This is a genomic window from Fibrobacter sp. (assembly GCF_017551775.1).
In the GTDB taxonomy this organism is placed as follows: domain Bacteria; phylum Fibrobacterota; class Fibrobacteria; order Fibrobacterales; family Fibrobacteraceae; genus Fibrobacter.
In genome coordinates, this window is the sequence record NZ_JAFZKX010000083.1 from 28,674 (window position 1) to 44,249 (window position 15,576).

At 56.8% G+C, this 15,576-nt stretch carries 16 protein-coding genes; 7 read left to right on the top strand and 9 right to left on the bottom strand.

Features of this window, described 5'->3' with window-relative positions; translation table 11 throughout:
* Positions 1-57: 57 nt before the first annotated feature.
* The 8 genes from IK012_RS10170 to IK012_RS10205 form a co-directional block, all read right to left on the bottom strand.
* The gene (locus tag IK012_RS10170; protein ID WP_173344166.1) at positions 58-462 is read right to left on the bottom strand and encodes a biopolymer transporter ExbD; all 405 of its coding nucleotides are present in this window, start codon (positions 460-462) and stop codon (positions 58-60) included.
* Positions 459-1,151, bottom strand: coding sequence for a MotA/TolQ/ExbB proton channel family protein (locus tag IK012_RS10175; protein ID WP_290953972.1), 693 nt, complete (start codon positions 1,149-1,151; stop codon positions 459-461). Before IK012_RS10175 ends, IK012_RS10170 begins: the two co-directional genes overlap by 4 nt.
* Before the next feature lie 3 nt (positions 1,152-1,154).
* Positions 1,155-2,648 (bottom strand): MotA/TolQ/ExbB proton channel family protein, encoded by a 1,494-nt coding sequence (locus IK012_RS10180; RefSeq protein ID WP_290953975.1) that lies wholly within the window; start codon positions 2,646-2,648, stop codon positions 1,155-1,157.
* Complete coding sequence (locus IK012_RS10185) at positions 2,648-3,439, bottom strand: DUF3450 family protein (protein ID WP_290953978.1); 792 nt, start codon at positions 3,437-3,439, stop codon at positions 2,648-2,650. The genes IK012_RS10180 and IK012_RS10185 overlap by 1 nt, the downstream gene beginning before the upstream one ends.
* 193 nt (positions 3,440-3,632) lie before the next feature.
* On the bottom strand, positions 3,633-4,406 hold the full coding sequence (locus IK012_RS10190; protein WP_290953982.1) for an ankyrin repeat domain-containing protein: 774 nt from the start codon (positions 4,404-4,406) through the stop codon (positions 3,633-3,635).
* A gap of 216 nt (positions 4,407-4,622) precedes the next feature.
* Entirely contained in the window at positions 4,623-6,911 is a 2,289-nt protein-coding gene (locus tag IK012_RS10195) for a LysM peptidoglycan-binding domain-containing protein (RefSeq protein ID WP_290953985.1), read from the bottom strand.
* On the bottom strand, positions 6,908-7,048 hold the full coding sequence (locus tag IK012_RS10200; protein WP_173344170.1) for a hypothetical protein: 141 nt from the start codon (positions 7,046-7,048) through the stop codon (positions 6,908-6,910). Before IK012_RS10200 ends, IK012_RS10195 begins: the two co-directional genes overlap by 4 nt.
* Positions 7,049-7,121: 73 nt before the next feature.
* Positions 7,122-7,298 (bottom strand): hypothetical protein, encoded by a 177-nt coding sequence (locus tag IK012_RS10205; RefSeq protein ID WP_290953990.1) that lies wholly within the window; start codon positions 7,296-7,298, stop codon positions 7,122-7,124.
* A 54-nt stretch (positions 7,299-7,352) separates the two neighbouring features.
* Here IK012_RS10205 and IK012_RS10210 point away from each other — a divergent pair, with 54 nt between their 5' ends.
* Together IK012_RS10210 and IK012_RS10215 are read left to right on the top strand one after the other, a co-directional pair.
* Positions 7,353-9,479: a thrombospondin type 3 repeat-containing protein gene (locus IK012_RS10210; RefSeq protein ID WP_290953993.1), complete on the top strand. Its 2,127-nt coding sequence runs from the start codon at positions 7,353-7,355 to the stop codon at positions 9,477-9,479.
* Positions 9,476-9,964, top strand: a complete 489-nt coding sequence (locus tag IK012_RS10215) for an 8-oxo-dGTP diphosphatase (protein WP_173383507.1) — start codon at positions 9,476-9,478, stop codon at positions 9,962-9,964. The genes IK012_RS10210 and IK012_RS10215 overlap by 4 nt, the downstream gene beginning before the upstream one ends.
* Positions 9,965-10,000: 36 nt before the next feature.
* Here IK012_RS10215 and lptE read toward each other — a convergent pair whose 3' ends face one another.
* Positions 10,001-10,525 carry an LPS assembly lipoprotein LptE gene (gene lptE / locus IK012_RS10220; RefSeq protein WP_290953997.1) on the bottom strand — a complete coding sequence of 175 codons (525 nt, stop codon included), beginning with the start codon at positions 10,523-10,525 and terminating at the stop codon, positions 10,001-10,003.
* Positions 10,526-10,575: 50 nt separating this feature from the next.
* Here lptE and IK012_RS10225 point away from each other — a divergent pair, with 50 nt between their 5' ends.
* The 5 genes from IK012_RS10225 (at position 10,576) to serS (ending at position 15,522) form a co-directional block, all read left to right on the top strand.
* Positions 10,576-11,439, top strand: coding sequence for a hypothetical protein (locus tag IK012_RS10225; RefSeq protein ID WP_290954001.1), 864 nt, complete (start codon positions 10,576-10,578; stop codon positions 11,437-11,439).
* Between the two features lie 2 nt (positions 11,440-11,441).
* On the top strand, positions 11,442-11,909 hold the full coding sequence (locus tag IK012_RS10230) for a S24/S26 family peptidase (protein WP_290954004.1): 468 nt from the start codon (positions 11,442-11,444) through the stop codon (positions 11,907-11,909).
* Positions 11,906-12,175: a PqqD family protein gene (locus IK012_RS10235; RefSeq protein ID WP_290954006.1), complete on the top strand. Its 270-nt coding sequence runs from the start codon at positions 11,906-11,908 to the stop codon at positions 12,173-12,175. Before IK012_RS10230 ends, IK012_RS10235 begins: the two co-directional genes overlap by 4 nt.
* Positions 12,172-13,815 (top strand): ABC transporter ATP-binding protein, encoded by a 1,644-nt coding sequence (locus tag IK012_RS10240; protein ID WP_290954009.1) that lies wholly within the window; start codon positions 12,172-12,174, stop codon positions 13,813-13,815. Before IK012_RS10235 ends, IK012_RS10240 begins: the two co-directional genes overlap by 4 nt.
* A 420-nt stretch (positions 13,816-14,235) precedes the next feature.
* Positions 14,236-15,522, top strand: coding sequence for a serine--tRNA ligase (serS, locus tag IK012_RS10245; protein ID WP_290954012.1), 1,287 nt, complete (start codon positions 14,236-14,238; stop codon positions 15,520-15,522).
* The last annotated feature ends 54 nt before the right edge of the window (positions 15,523-15,576 follow it).

Here is a 15,576-nt window from a genome sequence, read left to right on the forward strand (position 1 = left end):
TAGCAAGAATCTTCTTGGCACCCCGAACTTCTAGTAACTATTATCTAGTAACTAAACTTATTCCTCCTTATTTGCGGAAATGGAAACCTTGCGGACCTTGGCGATATTGCATTCGTCGAGAATATCGACCACAACGCCATTGGGAGCATCGCGGTCGCCCACGATAATCACCGGACGGTCAGGCGCCTCGGCCATCATCTGGCGGAGCACCGTCTGCAGCGTAGAGAGGTTCACCTGGGTCTCGTTGATATGGATCGTCCCCTGGCGCGTCACGCCGATCAAAATGCTTTCCTTCGCCAGTTCCTTCGAGGAACTCGCCTTGGGCTTCGTCACGTCCACGCCCGTCTCGCGGGTAAACGTCGAAGTCACGATAAAGAAGATAAGCAGGATGAAGACCATGTCGAGCATCGGCGAAACATCAATTCCACCGGCATCGCGCGTCCTCTTGCGAATAAAACTCATTCTTCCTCCTCCACAGGTTTGTCACCTGCGACGGGGTTGGCCAATTCGGCACCCTTATTTTCAAAAGCGAAAGATTCAAATTTCAGCGCCTCGCTCCAGGCTTCGTCTTCGACCTTTTCCACGCAGCCGGCGAGGTAATTGTAGGCAAGCATCAGCGGGAAAGCCACCAGGAGCCCCGCCTGCGTCGTGAGCAGCGCTTCCGAAATTCCATCCGCGAGGAGCACCGGGTTACCGAAGCCGAACTGCTGAATGGTCTCGAAGGTATGCACCATGCCCGAAACCGTACCCAAGAGCCCCATCATCGGCGCAAGCGCCGCACAGGTAGAAATCGTCTTGAGCGACTTGGAAAGGTTCACCGAAATGCTGTGGCGGGTCGCCTCCATCGCATTGCGCACGGCGACAGGCCCCAGATCGCGATACTCGCGCACGTCCTTGACCAGCGAGTAGAAATAGCCGTAGGGGCGGCTCGAAAGCTTTTCGAAGGCGACGTCTTCGCCGCGCTTGCGCAGATTCCTCCAGAACCCGGCAATAGAGCGGCCCTTCAGCATGAAGTAGTAGCCGTAACGTTCGATCATCAAAAACCAGCCGAACCATCCGAGCAAGAAGATGGGCGCAAGCACCCATCCTCCCCTGAGGAGGATGTTCACGGCAGCTTCAAAAAGCGAATTCTGGTCGACGCCTGCGATCAAGCCTTACTTTTCCTTTATCCAGAGGGCGTTGAGCACGGCAAGGCCAGCCTTTTCCATGCGGCTGCGCAACGCATCGCAACGGTTCACGAGGAACGTGTGCAACAACTGCAGCGGGATAGCGACAATAAGGCCCGCCTCGGTCGTCACGAGGGCAACGGAAATACCGCCGGCGAGAAGCTTCGGATCGCTGGTGCCATGCATCGTGATGACGTCGAAAAGTTCAATCATACCCATCACCGTACCCAGAAGGCCGAGCAGCGGCGCGGTAGAGGCGAACACGGAAACCCACGTAAGGCCAGACTCGATTTTCGGGACCTCGGCTGAGAACAGCTCTTCCAGGGCTTTCTCCGCGCTCTCGCGGCCCGGATAGGGCTTCGAGAGCACAGTCCGCAACACCTTCCCGACCTTGCCGTGCGACTTTGCGGACTGAGCGCGCGCTTTCTCCACATCGCCTGCAGCAAGCGCCTTGAGCGCGCGCCGCGTAGAAAGCCCGCCAAAACTCGCCACCATGAGCCAGATGAACTTCACGAGGAAAATCAGGAGACCGAGCGCGAACAGGGTCACGATCGGGTACATCAGAATGCCGCCGTTCTTGAAGAACTGCTTCAGGTCATCCTTCCAGGTGGTTTCCGTGTGGTTCGCAAGTTCGCTCGAAAGTTCCGTACTCAGGAGCACATCCACGGGAACCATGACAAACGCGGAATCGCCCACGTTGCCGAACACCTTCGCGATATTCTTCTTCGTTTCGGGAGTAAGATTTTCTTGCCAGCTGTAGACGCGCTTCTTTTCGCCCGCCACCGGGAGCATCAAAGCCGCCGGATGGAGGCCGTTGATATCGACGGTGCTCGCCATCTGCATGGCGTACAGGCCACCCAGGCGCATGCGGTCGCCCTGCGCGACAGCAGTACCGAACATCAGGTCGGCCTTCTCGACTCCGGTCTCGCGGGTAAACGCCATCTCGGCACGCGCGGCATCGAGCACGCCCTTCGCAATGCGGAGCGGGTCGTCGCGGTATAGCGCCATTTCCTTCTTCACCTTGTTCTGGACTTCGACGCGTTCAGCCACCTTGAAGGGCACGCCCTGTTCCTGGAACTTCGAAAGCGTCTCGAGGCGTTCGGGACCAGCGGCAAGCGAGAGGTATTCGGCACGGGCCTTCTCGGCCTGGAGCTTCACCTGCGCCAGGTCTTCGCGGGCCACACGCACGTCCTCGAACAGGCGGGCGCGTTCCGACATGAGCGCATCCACCTTTTCCTTGCTCTCCTGGTACTTCTCGTTGAACATTTCGCGTTCCTGGTTCGCCGTCTCGCGGTCTTTCCAGCGGGCGGCAACAGCCATGTCGCGTTTTTTGCGGGCCTCTTCCAGGTCGGCCTTCGCACTGTTCAATTCGGCGCGCTTCTTGACTGCGTCGATATCGGAATTCTGCTGAGCGAAAGAGAGCGGAGCAAGCAGAGCGATTGAAACAACGGCAGCTGCGATATGACGATTGGCAAAAAACATTATTCACCCTCCTTCGGGAAGGCGACCGGAATAGTCACGAGCCTCGGCGCGGTCTTCCCTTCAGCGACCTTCATCACGTCCTTCAAGACGGTGCGCATCGCAAGGTCGTCAGACACGTTCTTCCAGGAGTATCCGCCATCGGCGGTGCGGGCAAGCCACAGCACATCGTTCCCGTCGTTGCTCACGAATATCGAAGCCACTGCGCCATAGCGCAAATAAGTCCCCGGAACGCTGCGGGCATCCACCTGCAAGAATCCCTTCCAGACCTCGGTCGTATAGCCCAAACGGATGCGGTCATAGAAAACTTCGAGCGTACGGTTCAAGGCGTCGTCCGCCTCGATAACGCCCTTGTGGAGCTGGTCGGCAATTTCCTTCACGCTGTTGACCGTTTCCTCGTTCCGGTACGGGAAGTCCGACTCGAAAACGGGCACGAGCGAATCGATGACCTTCGCGAGCGATTCATTGTACTTCGTCTTGCGACCTTCGAACCAGCGGATGGTCCCCATCGTCTTCTGGCGAGCATCGGAAATGTGGTTCAGTTCCGCCTTCAGGGAATCGATTTCGGCCTTGAGCGTCTTGTTCTGCGTAGCGAGGGCCTGGACCTTCTTGCGTCCGACCTCGACAAATTCGGCATGACGTTTCTTTTCGGCATCATGCATGCTCTTTTCGCGTGAGGTTTCCGCCTCGACCGCCTTTATCTGGCGACGGACGCTTTCGACAGTCTCCTGCGCGAAAGCCATCACGGAGCACAGCCCAAGGCAAACTAGGAATTTCGGGATATAAGACTTCATAGGCGAAAAATACAAAAAACTGGGGATAAAAAACAACAACAAACGAAGCAAAATGAGCATACAGAAAACCCCGCGACATCGCTGCGCGGGGTTTCCATAAAATGCGATGCAGTCTCCATCCGGGGATCATGCCCACATAAGTGCTAAAGCACTAAGTGGTCAAAGAGAACAAGTCCGGCAAGACAATTACAGGTTACTTCTTGGAGTCCTTGAAGTACTGCGGAGTATTCTTGGCGCCGGCCTTCTTCAGGGCCTTGATCAGGCGGGTGTAGCCTTCGTTGGTAGCCCAGTCGAGCACGGAGTAGCCCTGGCCGCACTTGGCGTTCACGTCGGCACCCTTCTCGATGAGGTACACCATGGCGTCGTAGTTACCATTCTTCACAGTCCAGTGAATCGGGAGGTAGCCATCCGGGCCGCGGTTGTCGAGCGGAGCGCCAGCTTCAGCGAGCACCTGGAGCATGTCGACCTTGCCTGTCTTGGCTGCGATAAGCACTGCGGTACCGAGAGATGCCGGATCAGCGCCTTCCTTCTTGAGCTGCTGGAGGAGGAGGGCGACCACGTCCTTGTTGCCCATCATCACGGCATTATCGAGGACGGCTTCACCGTTGCTATTCTTGACGTTGGCCTTCGCACCGTTATTGAAGAGGTAGTTCAGCACCATCATGTTGCCCTTGTTCGCGGCAATAGCGACAGCGTTGTTGCCGTTATCGGCAGCGGCATCAATTTCAAAAGAGGCCTTCAGGAACACGGTCATCATAAGCGTATCGCTGTTGAAGGCATAGTTGATGAAGTTGTTCGCATTGAAGCCAATGTGATTGATTTCAAGAGCCTTGCGGACACCCTGGGGATCGCTATTGGCAAGGAACTTCTGCACAGAGGCAGGTTCCTTGAAGTTGACGTCTTCGCCACAGGCGACAAGAGACAAGGCGAGACCGAGGCCACAAATTCCGAGAAGTGATTTCTTCATTTTTTACTCCAAAAATTGATTTTTTGTCTTTATGCCTCTAAAATTACACTTTTTTTCACAAATTTATCCACATGAAAACAAATTTTTTTCAAATTTCTGCAATTATGCAGTACGCGTAAAAAAATATTTGCCTGAAACGGGCCGGAAGCATAGCTACGACCGCCCCAAAAGCCGCATACGGCAGCCCTCGGCTACCACAATAACCTTACCGAATGCTTACGGCTTCTTGATCTTGAGCTTGTCACCGGCCTTTATCTTGGTGTCGGTGAGGTTGTTCCACTTGACAATGCTGTCAATAGTTGTCTTATAGCTCTTGGCGATATCGAACAGGGAATCGCCCTGCTTCACCGTGTACGTGATGAATTCGCCCGACTTCGCAGCGCTCCCGCTGTTCGCCGTACCCGCCGAGACCTTGGTAGCCCCGCCGCGCACCACGAGCGTATCGCCCGGATGGATGTTCGTATTGGAAAGGTTGTTCCACTTCATCAGGTCATCGACCGTGCAAGAGAACATCCTCGCGATATAGTAGAGGTTGTCGCCCGATTCGACCACGTAGGTATTGCCCCTGGTCACCGGCTTCTTCTCTTCTTTCTTGGGCTCGGACTTCTTGGCATTGGCCGTCTTGTTCGCAGGCACGTACTTCTGCTTCTTGGGCGGGACATAGGCGGGAATCACCAGCGAATCGCCCACAGAAAGGCGTTTCACGAACCCGCCGTTCGCCTGCATGAGCAGCGCAGCGGGGATTTCGAGCGCTTCTGCGATATTCGCGTAGGTATCGCCCGCGCCCACCACATAGCGTTCGCCCTTCTTGAGCGCAATCTTCTTCACCTCGCCCGCCGGCTTGAGTTCAGGCTTCGAGACGAAAATCGTATCGCCGGGCTTCACGACCGCCTTAGCGTCCATCTGGTTCCAGGTGCGCAGGGATTCCTGCGAAACGCCGAACTGGCGCGCAATGGAAGCGAGGTTGTCCCCCAGTTCCACCACGTAGGTGCGGACCTTGAGAGGCTTCTTGCCCGAAGACTTGCGGGGCGTCACCTTGATAGGAATGAGCAGCGTCTTGCCCTGGCGCAGGCGATCGTTCTTCAGGTCGTTCGCCTGACGGAGCTCGGAGACCGTAATGCCGTATTGCTTGGCAATCGCCCCCAGGTTTTCGCCCTTCTTGACCCTGTGGTGGTGCCAACTCGAGAAATTGTTCTTCTGCATCCTGTCGTAGCCTTCGACAAAGGCCGTGCGGGTGCCGACCGGGAGCCTGAGCAGGTAGGAATCCGTATTCGGAGGCGTACACCACATCACGAGTTCCATGTTCAGGGTACGCAAAGTATCCTCGGGCACCTTCAAAAGCTTCGCGACCTCTTCAAGCGAGAAGGAGTCAAAAACGGTAACCGTGTCGAACTGCGGGCGGACCGTCTGCTGCACGGTCATGTCGTACTGGTCGGGATAATGCCCGATGACCATCGCCGCGAGGATTCTCGGCACGTAGTGCATCGTCTCTTTCGGGAGTTCCAAATCCCAGTAAGACACGGCCTGCGTGGTATCGTGGCTGGAATCGGCCTTCCATTCACGGATTTCGCGGCGGATACGGCCTTCACCGCAGTTGTAGGCGGCCATCGCCAAAAGCCAGTCGCCAAATTCGCTATAAAGGTACGAGAGGTAGTTAAGAGCGGCCTCGGTCGCCATTTCGGGGTTGCGGCGCATGTCGACCCAGTAGTCCACGCTCAGGCCGTAACGCTTGCCCGTCTCCGGAATAAACTGCCACAGTCCGGACGCCTTCGCACGGCTGTACGCCTTCACCTTGAATCCGGATTCCACCAGGGAAAGGAAAATGAGGTCGCGCGGCATGTTGTGCTCGGCAAGCTTCGCGTAGACCATCGAATCGTAGGCGGTCTTGCGGCTGAGCGAGCCTTCGGTAAAGCTTTTCGCCTTTGTCGTGAGGTAGAAGACTTCCTGCATCACGCGTTCGTTGAACTTGATGGGAAGCGTAAAATCGTTGATATCGAGAGAATCGAGCTGATCCTCGATGGAAATAAGCGAAGCGCTGTCGGCAAGGACGCTTTCGTCCTGGAAAATGCCATCCAGGGGGCCTTCGTCCGGGGCAATCACCTCGTTCGGGTAAACTTCATCGAGCGCCCGCACCAAAAGTACGGACATCTTGAGCCTGTAGAGGGAATCCTCCTTCGGGCTCACGTTCGCATAGACAGAATCGTAATGTTCGGTAACAAGAGTGCGCAACGACCTCTGGAGGTAGCGCCTAGCCAGGTTCCATTCCTGGTTGTCCATCGCCTGCAAGGCATACTGGTAGTTTTCCCACGAGGGGCGTATAGACAGGGAATCGGAGACCTTGAACCGCAAGGACCATTCGGCAAAAGACACCGTATCGCTCACAGGCGGTTCAACCACCTGCACATCGGCAAGGCCGGACGCAGCCTGGTTCGGAGCACAGGCCAGCAGCACGGATGTCGCCAGAACGGCTAAGAAATAGCCAACAAGCCTAAGCCTGCGGGTCACTGATCGAAATCCAGGTCTTCGGCGTAATCAGACCAAATCTGGTCGCGCTTGAAGGAAGGATGATCGAAGTCAACTTCTTCGTCAACTTCTTCTTCTTCCTCAATTTCCTCCTCTTCCTCTTCGTTAGAAAAGGGCATAGGGGCATCGAAACCATCACCTTTGGGGCGGCGTCCACAATGATAGGCGAATTGCAACATAATACCTCTTACTTCAGTGTAACACCCGCTCCATTCCATACAGGATAACTCCGCACATGACCAGGGCGGCGACCATCTGGAGGACGATTATCACGCGGTTCACGTGATACGCCTTCTGCGCCTTCCTGTGCCAGGAGGGGATACTCTGTTTGTCTTTGGACACGGGACTCACGGAGGCAAATATATACATAATCTTTAAAATGGAAATAGGGAAAACGAAAAAAAGTTAAATTTTTTACGGATTATGAAGAAAATCCTCTTCACACTGCTTATTTTGGCCTCAATCCTCCCTGCCCAGATTGGTCCCGGCAGGAACACCGAGGGCGTACACGTCCCTGCCGCGGGTACGCTCGAGCAAGGTTTCCTCCTGATTTCGGGAAGCTACGAGGCGGTAAGTGACGGACATGCGCTCGCCATGGACGGCTACAAGGTGCTCGGAACCGACTCCACCTACGCCCTCGACAAGAACACGCCCTCGTCGGGCGGCGCATTCGCTTTCGGGATAGGCATCACAGACAACATCGAATTCGGCGCGCGCCTGCCCATCTACTACGAAGGCGAAATTGCCGGCACCGACCTCGGCGGCTTCGGCCTGGGCGACCTGCAGGCCTACCTCAAGTACTCCTACCCCATCCCGTCGACTCCGGTAGACCTCGCGATTTACGCCGAGACGACCGCCCCCACGGGAACACGGAGCATCGGGTTCCGTCCCAGGCACCAGTGGTTCGTCTACGAAGAAGAAGACTCGTACGCCTTCACGGCGGGCAAGTGGGCCCTATTCTTCGCCGGCCTCATTTCCGTAAACCTCGGGGACTTCGCCCACTGGAACACCTACCTGGGCTACCTCCACGTGATGGAGTCCGACAACCACACCCTGCTCTGGGGCTCGGGATTCGAGCTGTTCCCCAAAAGGACCGTCTCGGGCATCATCGAAGTATCCGCCGAAACGGGCCTGTTAAAGGACAAGGCGATCAACGCCCTCCGGAACGACGTCTTGCGCCTGACTCCGGCCGTCAAGATCCACCTGCCCAACGAACTCAACCTCCTGCTCGGGATGGACATCGGCATAGACTTCGTCCGCAAGGCCACGCTCGACAACAGCATCGAAGTGCACAGGAGGAGCGGCGAACGCAACCTCGAATACAACGTACGCGGAACGCCCGAATATTCACTGGTACTCGCCATCACGAAAACCCTCGACTTCAGCCGCAGGGATGCCGACAACGACGGCGTGATAGACAAAGAAGACCTCTGCCCCAACACCGAACTCGGGGTCGCGGTCAACAGCAGGGGCTGCCCCGTGGACCTCGACCAGGACGGTATCCTCAACATCATGGACGACTGTCCGGGAACCCCGCGCGGGCTGCAGGTCGACTACAAGGGATGCCCCATCGATTCCGACGGAGACAGCATTCCCGACTATGCGGACAAGTGCCCCAACACGCCGAAGGGAACAGCAGTCGATGACGACGGCTGCATACTCGACAGCGATGGCGACGGCGTGGACGACCGCCGCGACAAGTGCCCGAACTCCCTTTCGAGAGACAAGGTGGACGAATTCGGATGCCCCCTCGACGATGACCACGACGGAGTGCTCAACGACAACGATTCCTGCCCCGAGACCCCGCGCGGCTACCCCGTCGATAAACAAGGATGCCCGCTGGACTTCGACCACGACGGTGTCCCGAACGAAATTGACATGTGTCCGAACAGCCACGCAGGCGAAATCGTCGACGAAGACGGATGCCCCGCAGACTACGACAAGGACGGCGTTCCCGACAGCAGGGACCAGTGCCTCGAAACGCCTTACGGATTCTCGGTCGACATAAACGGATGCCCCAGCGACCACGACCGCGATAGCGTACCCGACGCGCTGGACAAGTGCCCGAACACACCTCCCAAGGCGGCGGTCGATTCCATCGGTTGCCCCATCGACAGCGACGGCGACGGAATCCTCGACTACCTGGACAAGTGCCCCGGAACGTTCAAGAACATCATCGTCGGCAGCAACGGCTGCCCCCTGAAACCGAAGAACAACCTGAACATGCTGGCCGCCCACATCAAGTTCAAGAACAATACCGATGTTCTCCTGAATTCGAGCTACACGGCGCTGAACGACGTCATCTACCTCATGCGCAAGCACGTGTTCTTCCTCGAAGTCCAGTGCAGCAACGTGAACGGGCAGGAAGCCTCCGACAAGCAGGCCCAGGCAATCGCCAACTACATGATCGACAAGGGTATCGACATGAACCGCATCAAGGCCCAGGGATTCGGCACCAAGCTCCCGCAGGGTGAGGAATACCGCCTGTGGAATTCGAGCGGCGTGAGGCTCATCCCCTACGAAGAAACAACCGTCGAAGAACAAGAATGATCAATACGACTCTCTGCTACATCGAGCAGGAAGGCAAGTACCTCCTGCTCCACCGCGTCAAGAAGAAGAACGATATCAACAAGGACAAGTGGATTGGCATCGGCGGCAAGTTCGAGGAAGGCGAATCGCCCGAGGACTGCATCCGCCGCGAAACGATGGAAGAGACGGGCCTTACGCTCATTCGCCCGAAGTACCGCGGGATTGTGACATTCATCAGCGACGGCATGCAGGAAACGGAATTCATGCACCTGTTCACCGCGACAGAATTTGCGGGCGAACTCAAGGAGTGCGACGAAGGGACGCTGGAATGGGTCCCGAAAGAAGACGTGGTGAAACTCCCCCACTGGGACGGCGACCTGATTTTTCTCGCCCTGCTGGAACGCGGCGAGCCGTTCTTCTCGCTCAAGCTTACCTATGTAGGTTCGACACTCACCGAAGCCCTGCTGAACGAGACTCCGGTATTCGTCAAAGATTTCGTGAAATAATTGAACGTCAAGGACTGCGCAGGTATCGCGTAGTGACTACCACTTCGCAAGCGCGTTCGCGATAATCAAATCCTGCAACTTCTCGATAGCGCGGGCCTGGCCGTGGCGGTCTTCGACCTCGTTCTTCTGCACGTCGTAAACGCCTTCCGCAGAAAGAGACTTGTTCTCGTAAATGATGCGTTCCTTCACGTTGTCGTAGAACTTCACGCTCACGCGAATTGTCACGCGGTAAGTTTCCACATCGCTGTTGCTGTTGTAGTTTTCGGGCTTGTTGGTGTACCCGATCAGCGTCATCTGGAAATCGGCATTCGCATCGTCGTTCACGAGGCGCACGCCACCCGCATTCTTCTTGAACATTTCGACAACCGCCGTATGGATGTTGTTGGCCAACACCGGATCGAGCGTCTTGTCTTCGACTTCGTGAATCTGCACCGTCTTGATATGGCTCGGCAACGTACTTGCCGTAAAGCTGTAGCAGCCCGTCAATGCGCCCGCGACCGCGAGCACGACACATGCTAAAAGGAACTTCGCCGAAGTCATTTTACGAAACATTTCAATCATGTCGTAAATGTAGTTTTATTTTTATATTGTATAAAAAGGAATCCGCAAGAATGACCGCACGCTCGTATAAAGTCGCTGGGCACGTGTTTACGCTCGAATCAGACCTCAATATCGACGAGGGTCTCAAGAACTACGCCCCGTTCGCCGTTCCCGCAGGCGAAAGCGCTCCGGCAGTTTTCACGCTCCGCATCGTGCAGTTCACCTCGCCTATCGAATACACCGAAGAAACCCGCCAAGACGAAGAAGGCCAGCAGATAATTTGCGGGCGCACCGCCGGCAGGCAAAGCGTTTTCGAATTCACGCTCACGCACAAGCACGCGGGCACGCTCGTCTGCGACGAAGGTTACAAGAATTCCACCCTGTACCTCACCGACTTCGCGCCACGTTTCGGCATCAACAACGCCCTGATGGTCCTCTACGCTCTCGCAACCGCGCCCCTCGGTACAGCGCTGTTCCATTCGGCGGTGGTCGAACACGGTGGTTACGGCTACATGTTCCTCGGCAAGAGCGGAACGGGCAAGAGCACCCATGCGCGGCTCTGGCTTGAAAACATCGAGAACACGACGCTCCTGAACGACGACAACCCGGTAGTGCGCGTGCTTCCCGAAGGCATCCGCGTCTACGGTTCCCCGTGGAGCGGCAAGACCCCCTGCTACAAAGACGAATCACACCCGCTGGGCGGAATCGTGCTCCTGGAACAGGCGCCATTCAACAAAATTCGCGCGCTGCGCGGGATTGAAGCCTACGCGGCGATCCTCACGAGCATCTCCGGCAAGCGCTGGGAAAAATCCATCGCCGACGCCCTGCACGTTACCGAAAACGCAATCGCGATGGGCGCACGCATGTGGAACTTGCAGTGCCTTCCCGACGCCGACGCGGCTCGCCTCTGCCACGAAACCATAAAGGCGCGCTAGACATGCACAAAGAAAACGGCATGGCGACAAGCGACAGCGAAATCCTCTCCGAAGCCATCCGGCTTGCAGGCGAAGGAATTTCCATCACCTTTCCCGTCAACGGCAGGAGCATGCTCCCGTTTATTGTCGGCGGGAAAGAAAGCGTCATCCTCCAAAAGCCCCGCACGCCGCAAGAGGGCGACGTCGTCCTCGCCTACGTGGAGAACTGCCGCTACGTCATCCACCGCATCATCAGAATCGAAGGCGAAACAATTACGCTCATGGGCGACGGGAACCTCTACGGGGTCGAACACTGCCGCCTGCAAGACATCAAGGCAACCGCCACGCACGTGGTCGGGGCGAACGGAAGGAAGCGCTCGCTCGATTCCAGGCAATCGAGACGCCGTGCCGCGCTCTGGCTCAAGCTCAGGCCCGTACGAAAATGGCTACTATTGGTATATCGCATTATCCGCAAGGTAAAAAGCTTATGAAACTGAAAGAAGGATTCGTGCTGCGCGACGTGTGCGGCGAACAGGTCATCATGGGAGAAGGCATCGGCGCGCTCGACTTCGGGCGGCTCCTCTGCCTCAACGAGACCGCGGCATTCCTCTGGAAAAAAGCGGGCGAACAGGGGGACTTTTCCGCAGATTCCCTCACCGACGCCCTCTGCGCAGAATACGACGTGGCACGTGAACAGGCTATCGCCGACGTGAACGCCATCGTCGATGAATGGAAGAAGGTCGGCGTCGTAGAATGAAGTACGTAGCCTGGCTATGGCAAAACACGCGGGGGACGCGCCTGAACGGTTCCGTCCGCATCGCACTCGGGACCGCGCAAGTCGTGCTCGGGCTTTTGATGGTATGGCTCTCCAAGCGGTTCATTGACGAGACCATCCATACCGGCAGCAGGGAGGCCATCGTGCAGATGATCGTCCTGCTTGCGCTCACCGTGTTGGGCCGCATATTGCTCCGCCAGGTTTACTTCTACATGACGACCGTCGCGACGACCCGCAAGTCGAACGAACTGCGACTCAGCCTATTCTCGAAACTCTTTTCCAGGCGCCTCTTCGACGAAAAAGAACTCCACTCCGGCGACGTGACCTCGCGCCTTTCCAAGGACATCGACTCCGTATCGAGCGTCGTCGCGGATACGATTCCGCAAATGGTCGTCACGGGAATCCAGCTCATTGGCGCGTTCCTGCTCATGCGCTTCTTCGACGCCTGGCTCGCCTGGGCGCTCGTCATCTTCACCCCGCTCGCCATCATCCTCGGAAAATTCGTGGCAAGGCGCCTCCGCCGCATGACGCTCGACATCCGTGAAAAAGAAAGCCGGATACAGATGCACGTGCAGGAAGGCGTCGAATACAACGCAGTCCTGCGTTCCCTCGGGAGTGAGCAATGGATGGCCGACCGCCTCGACAACATGCAGCAGGAACTCAAGGGCAACGTACTGCGCCGCACGCGTTTCTCCGTCATCACGCGCTTCATGCTGGGAATCGCCTTCGGGTTCGGCTACCTCGCCGCGTTCATCTGGGGCGGCCTCGGGCTCTACCACGGCACCATCACCTTCGGCGTGATGACCTCCTTCCTGCAGCTCGTGGGTCAAATCCAGCAGCCGATACTCTCGCTCCTGAACATGACCCCGCAGGTGATACACTCCACCGCGAGCATAGACCGCCTCGAAGAATTGCAGACAAACGATTCCGACGAGCCCGCATTGAACAGCGCAGGCACGCAAACAGCAAACGGTGCCTTATTCAAAAACGCCGCCGGCATCCGGTTCGACGACGTCACGTTCAAATACGCGAAAGGCGACCGCGAAATCATATCGCATTTTTCGCATGACTTCAAACCCGGGAGCAAGACCGCCCTGATGGGCGAAACAGGCGCGGGCAAGACGACGCTATTCCGGCTCATCCTCGGGTTCATCGAACCTGCAAGCGGGAACGTCTCCGTATATGCGGACCAGTCGTTTACCGCAGGCAAATCAACGCGCGCAAATTTCATATTTGTCCCTCAGGGCAACACGCTCATGAGCGGCTCCATCCGGTATAACCTGCTCCTCGCAAAGCCAACCGCCGGCGACGAGGAACTCCGGGCGGCTTTGCATACCGCCTGTGCCGACTTCGTGTTTGAATTCCCCCTCGGGCTCGATACCGAAATCGGCGAGCGCGGCTGCGGTCTCAGCGAGGGCCAGGCACAGCGTATCGCAATCGCCCGCGGGCTTTTGCGCGAAGGTTCCGTCCTCCTGCTCGATGAAATCAGCGCCTCGCTCGACGAAGAGACCGAACGCGAACTCTACTCGCGCCTTTTCGCCGCCAATCCCGAAAAGACGATGCTGTTCATCACGCACCGCAGCGCCGTCTGCGAGCTCTGCGACGAAACCGTTCGGGTTTAATCAGACCTTTTCAACCTACATTCCTTAGACTATCGCCTACCGTCGTTAGTCTAAAAATTCTATATGGCGCTCTTGCAGAGCGCATTTGGCATCTGCGATGCCATGCGGCTGCATTTCGGCCATAGGTAATGTAAACATTACCTGCGGCACTCAATTTGCACGCATTTAGTACGGCTCGGCAATGCCAAAACAAAAAAATGTTTTGACGTCTACGACGTCAGTGGCTACGGCTCGCAAATGCAAAAAACAAGTTTTTTGCGCTTTCTCGCCTTGCACACTTTTGTCGCTGCTCTCACCTTTGACACTCTTCGAGTGTCTTTTGCTAGGCTCAAAAGTGGGCCTGTAAACAGTCCCGTTTCACTCGCCTTACGCAAAAGTTGCTAAATTTTCCCGCGTAAAATTTCCTAACCGAGGCATAACATGCTTGACATCAAGAAAATCCGTGAAAATCCGGAATACTACATTGCAGAAACCGAAAAGAAGTATACGACCGTCAGCCTGAAGGACGTTCTCGAAATCGACAACGAACGCCGCCCGCTCCTCACCGAGGTGGAACGCCTCAAGAGCGAACGCAACGCCGAATCCAAGAAGATCGGTGACTTGAAGAAGAAGGGCGAGAACGCCGACGAGGCCGTAGCCGCCATGCGCGCTCTCGGCGACAAGATCGACGAACTCGACAAGAAGCTCAAGGAACTCGACTACAAGCAGACCGAAATGCTCATGCACGTGCCGAACATCGCCCCGCGTTCTCCGGAAGGCAAGGACAGTTCGGACAACGTGGTGGAAAAGGACGGCCCGATTCCGTTTGACTACTACACCAAGAACGACGACTTCGCCCGCGTGGACCACAAGACCCTCGGCGAACGCCTCGGCATCTTCGACTTCGAACGCGGCGCCAAGATTTCCGGTTCCGGCTTCCCGGTCTACCGCGGCCTCGGTTCCCGCCTGGAACGCGCCCTCATCCAGTTCTTCCTCGACGAACACCAGAAGAACGGCTTCGAAGAATTTACGCCTCCGTACCTCGTGACCCGCAACACCATGCGCGGCACGGGCCAGCTCCCGAAGTTCGAAGAAGACATGTACCGCTGCGACAAGGACGACGACCTGTTCCTCATCCCGACCGCCGAAGTGCCCCTGACCAACCTCTATGCCGGCGAAGTGATTCCGGAATCCGAACTCCCGAAGCGCATCTGCGCCTACTCCGCCTGCTTCCGCCGCGAAGCCGGTTCCTACGGCAAGGACACCCGCGGTCTCCTCCGCCTGCACCAGTTCAACAAGGTGGAAATGGTCTACTTCGCCCATCCGGAACATAGCTACGAAGACCACGAAGAGCTCACCCGCTTCGGCGAAATGCTCCTCGAGAAGCTCGGCCTCCCCTACCACCGTCTGGCCCTCTGCAAGGGCGACCTCGGTTTCGGTGCCGCCAAGTGCTACGACCTCGAAGTCTACGCCCCTGTCGAAAAGAAGTGGCTCGAAGTCAGCTCCTGCAGTAACTTCGAAGACTACCAGGCACGCCGCGCCAACATCAAGACGAAGATTGGCGGCAAGAACACGTTCGTCCACACGCTGAACGGTTCGGGCCTCGCCACGCCGCGCGTGATGGTCGGCATCTGCGACAACTACCAGCAGAAGGACGGCTCGCTCTTGATTCCTGAAGTGCTTCGCCCGTACATGGGTGGCATGGAACGCATCGAACCGAAGAAGTAATCAGAATGTCACCCTGACGCTGAGCGTCCTCAGCATGACAGCAGGGTCAAAACG

What these genes read in the sequence shown, in the direction of transcription:
- IK012_RS10170 (WP_173344166.1), bottom strand. Translation starts at nt 462, where the DNA reads ATGAGTTTTATTCGCAAGAGGACGCGCGATGCCGGTGGAATTGATGTT.
- IK012_RS10180 (WP_290953975.1), bottom strand. Translation starts at nt 2,648, where the DNA reads ATGTTTTTTGCCAATCGTCATATCGCAGCTGCCGTTGTTTCAATCGCT.
- IK012_RS10185 (WP_290953978.1), bottom strand. Translation starts at nt 3,439, where the DNA reads ATGAAGTCTTATATCCCGAAATTCCTAGTTTGCCTTGGGCTGTGCTCC.
- IK012_RS10190 (WP_290953982.1), bottom strand. Translation starts at nt 4,406, where the DNA reads ATGAAGAAATCACTTCTCGGAATTTGTGGCCTCGGTCTCGCCTTGTCT.
- IK012_RS10200 (WP_173344170.1), bottom strand. Translation starts at nt 7,048, where the DNA reads ATGCCCTTTTCTAACGAAGAGGAAGAGGAGGAAATTGAGGAAGAAGAA.
- IK012_RS10205 (WP_290953990.1), bottom strand. Translation starts at nt 7,298, where the DNA reads ATGTATATATTTGCCTCCGTGAGTCCCGTGTCCAAAGACAAACAGAGT.
- IK012_RS10210 (WP_290953993.1), top strand. Translation starts at nt 7,353, where the DNA reads ATGAAGAAAATCCTCTTCACACTGCTTATTTTGGCCTCAATCCTCCCT.
- IK012_RS10215 (WP_173383507.1), top strand. Translation starts at nt 9,476, where the DNA reads ATGATCAATACGACTCTCTGCTACATCGAGCAGGAAGGCAAGTACCTC.
- lptE (WP_290953997.1), bottom strand. Translation starts at nt 10,525, where the DNA reads ATGATTGAAATGTTTCGTAAAATGACTTCGGCGAAGTTCCTTTTAGCA.
- IK012_RS10225 (WP_290954001.1), top strand. Translation starts at nt 10,576, where the DNA reads ATGACCGCACGCTCGTATAAAGTCGCTGGGCACGTGTTTACGCTCGAA.
- IK012_RS10230 (WP_290954004.1), top strand. Translation starts at nt 11,442, where the DNA reads ATGCACAAAGAAAACGGCATGGCGACAAGCGACAGCGAAATCCTCTCC.
- IK012_RS10235 (WP_290954006.1), top strand. Translation starts at nt 11,906, where the DNA reads ATGAAACTGAAAGAAGGATTCGTGCTGCGCGACGTGTGCGGCGAACAG.
- IK012_RS10240 (WP_290954009.1), top strand. Translation starts at nt 12,172, where the DNA reads ATGAAGTACGTAGCCTGGCTATGGCAAAACACGCGGGGGACGCGCCTG.
- serS (WP_290954012.1), top strand. Translation starts at nt 14,236, where the DNA reads ATGCTTGACATCAAGAAAATCCGTGAAAATCCGGAATACTACATTGCA.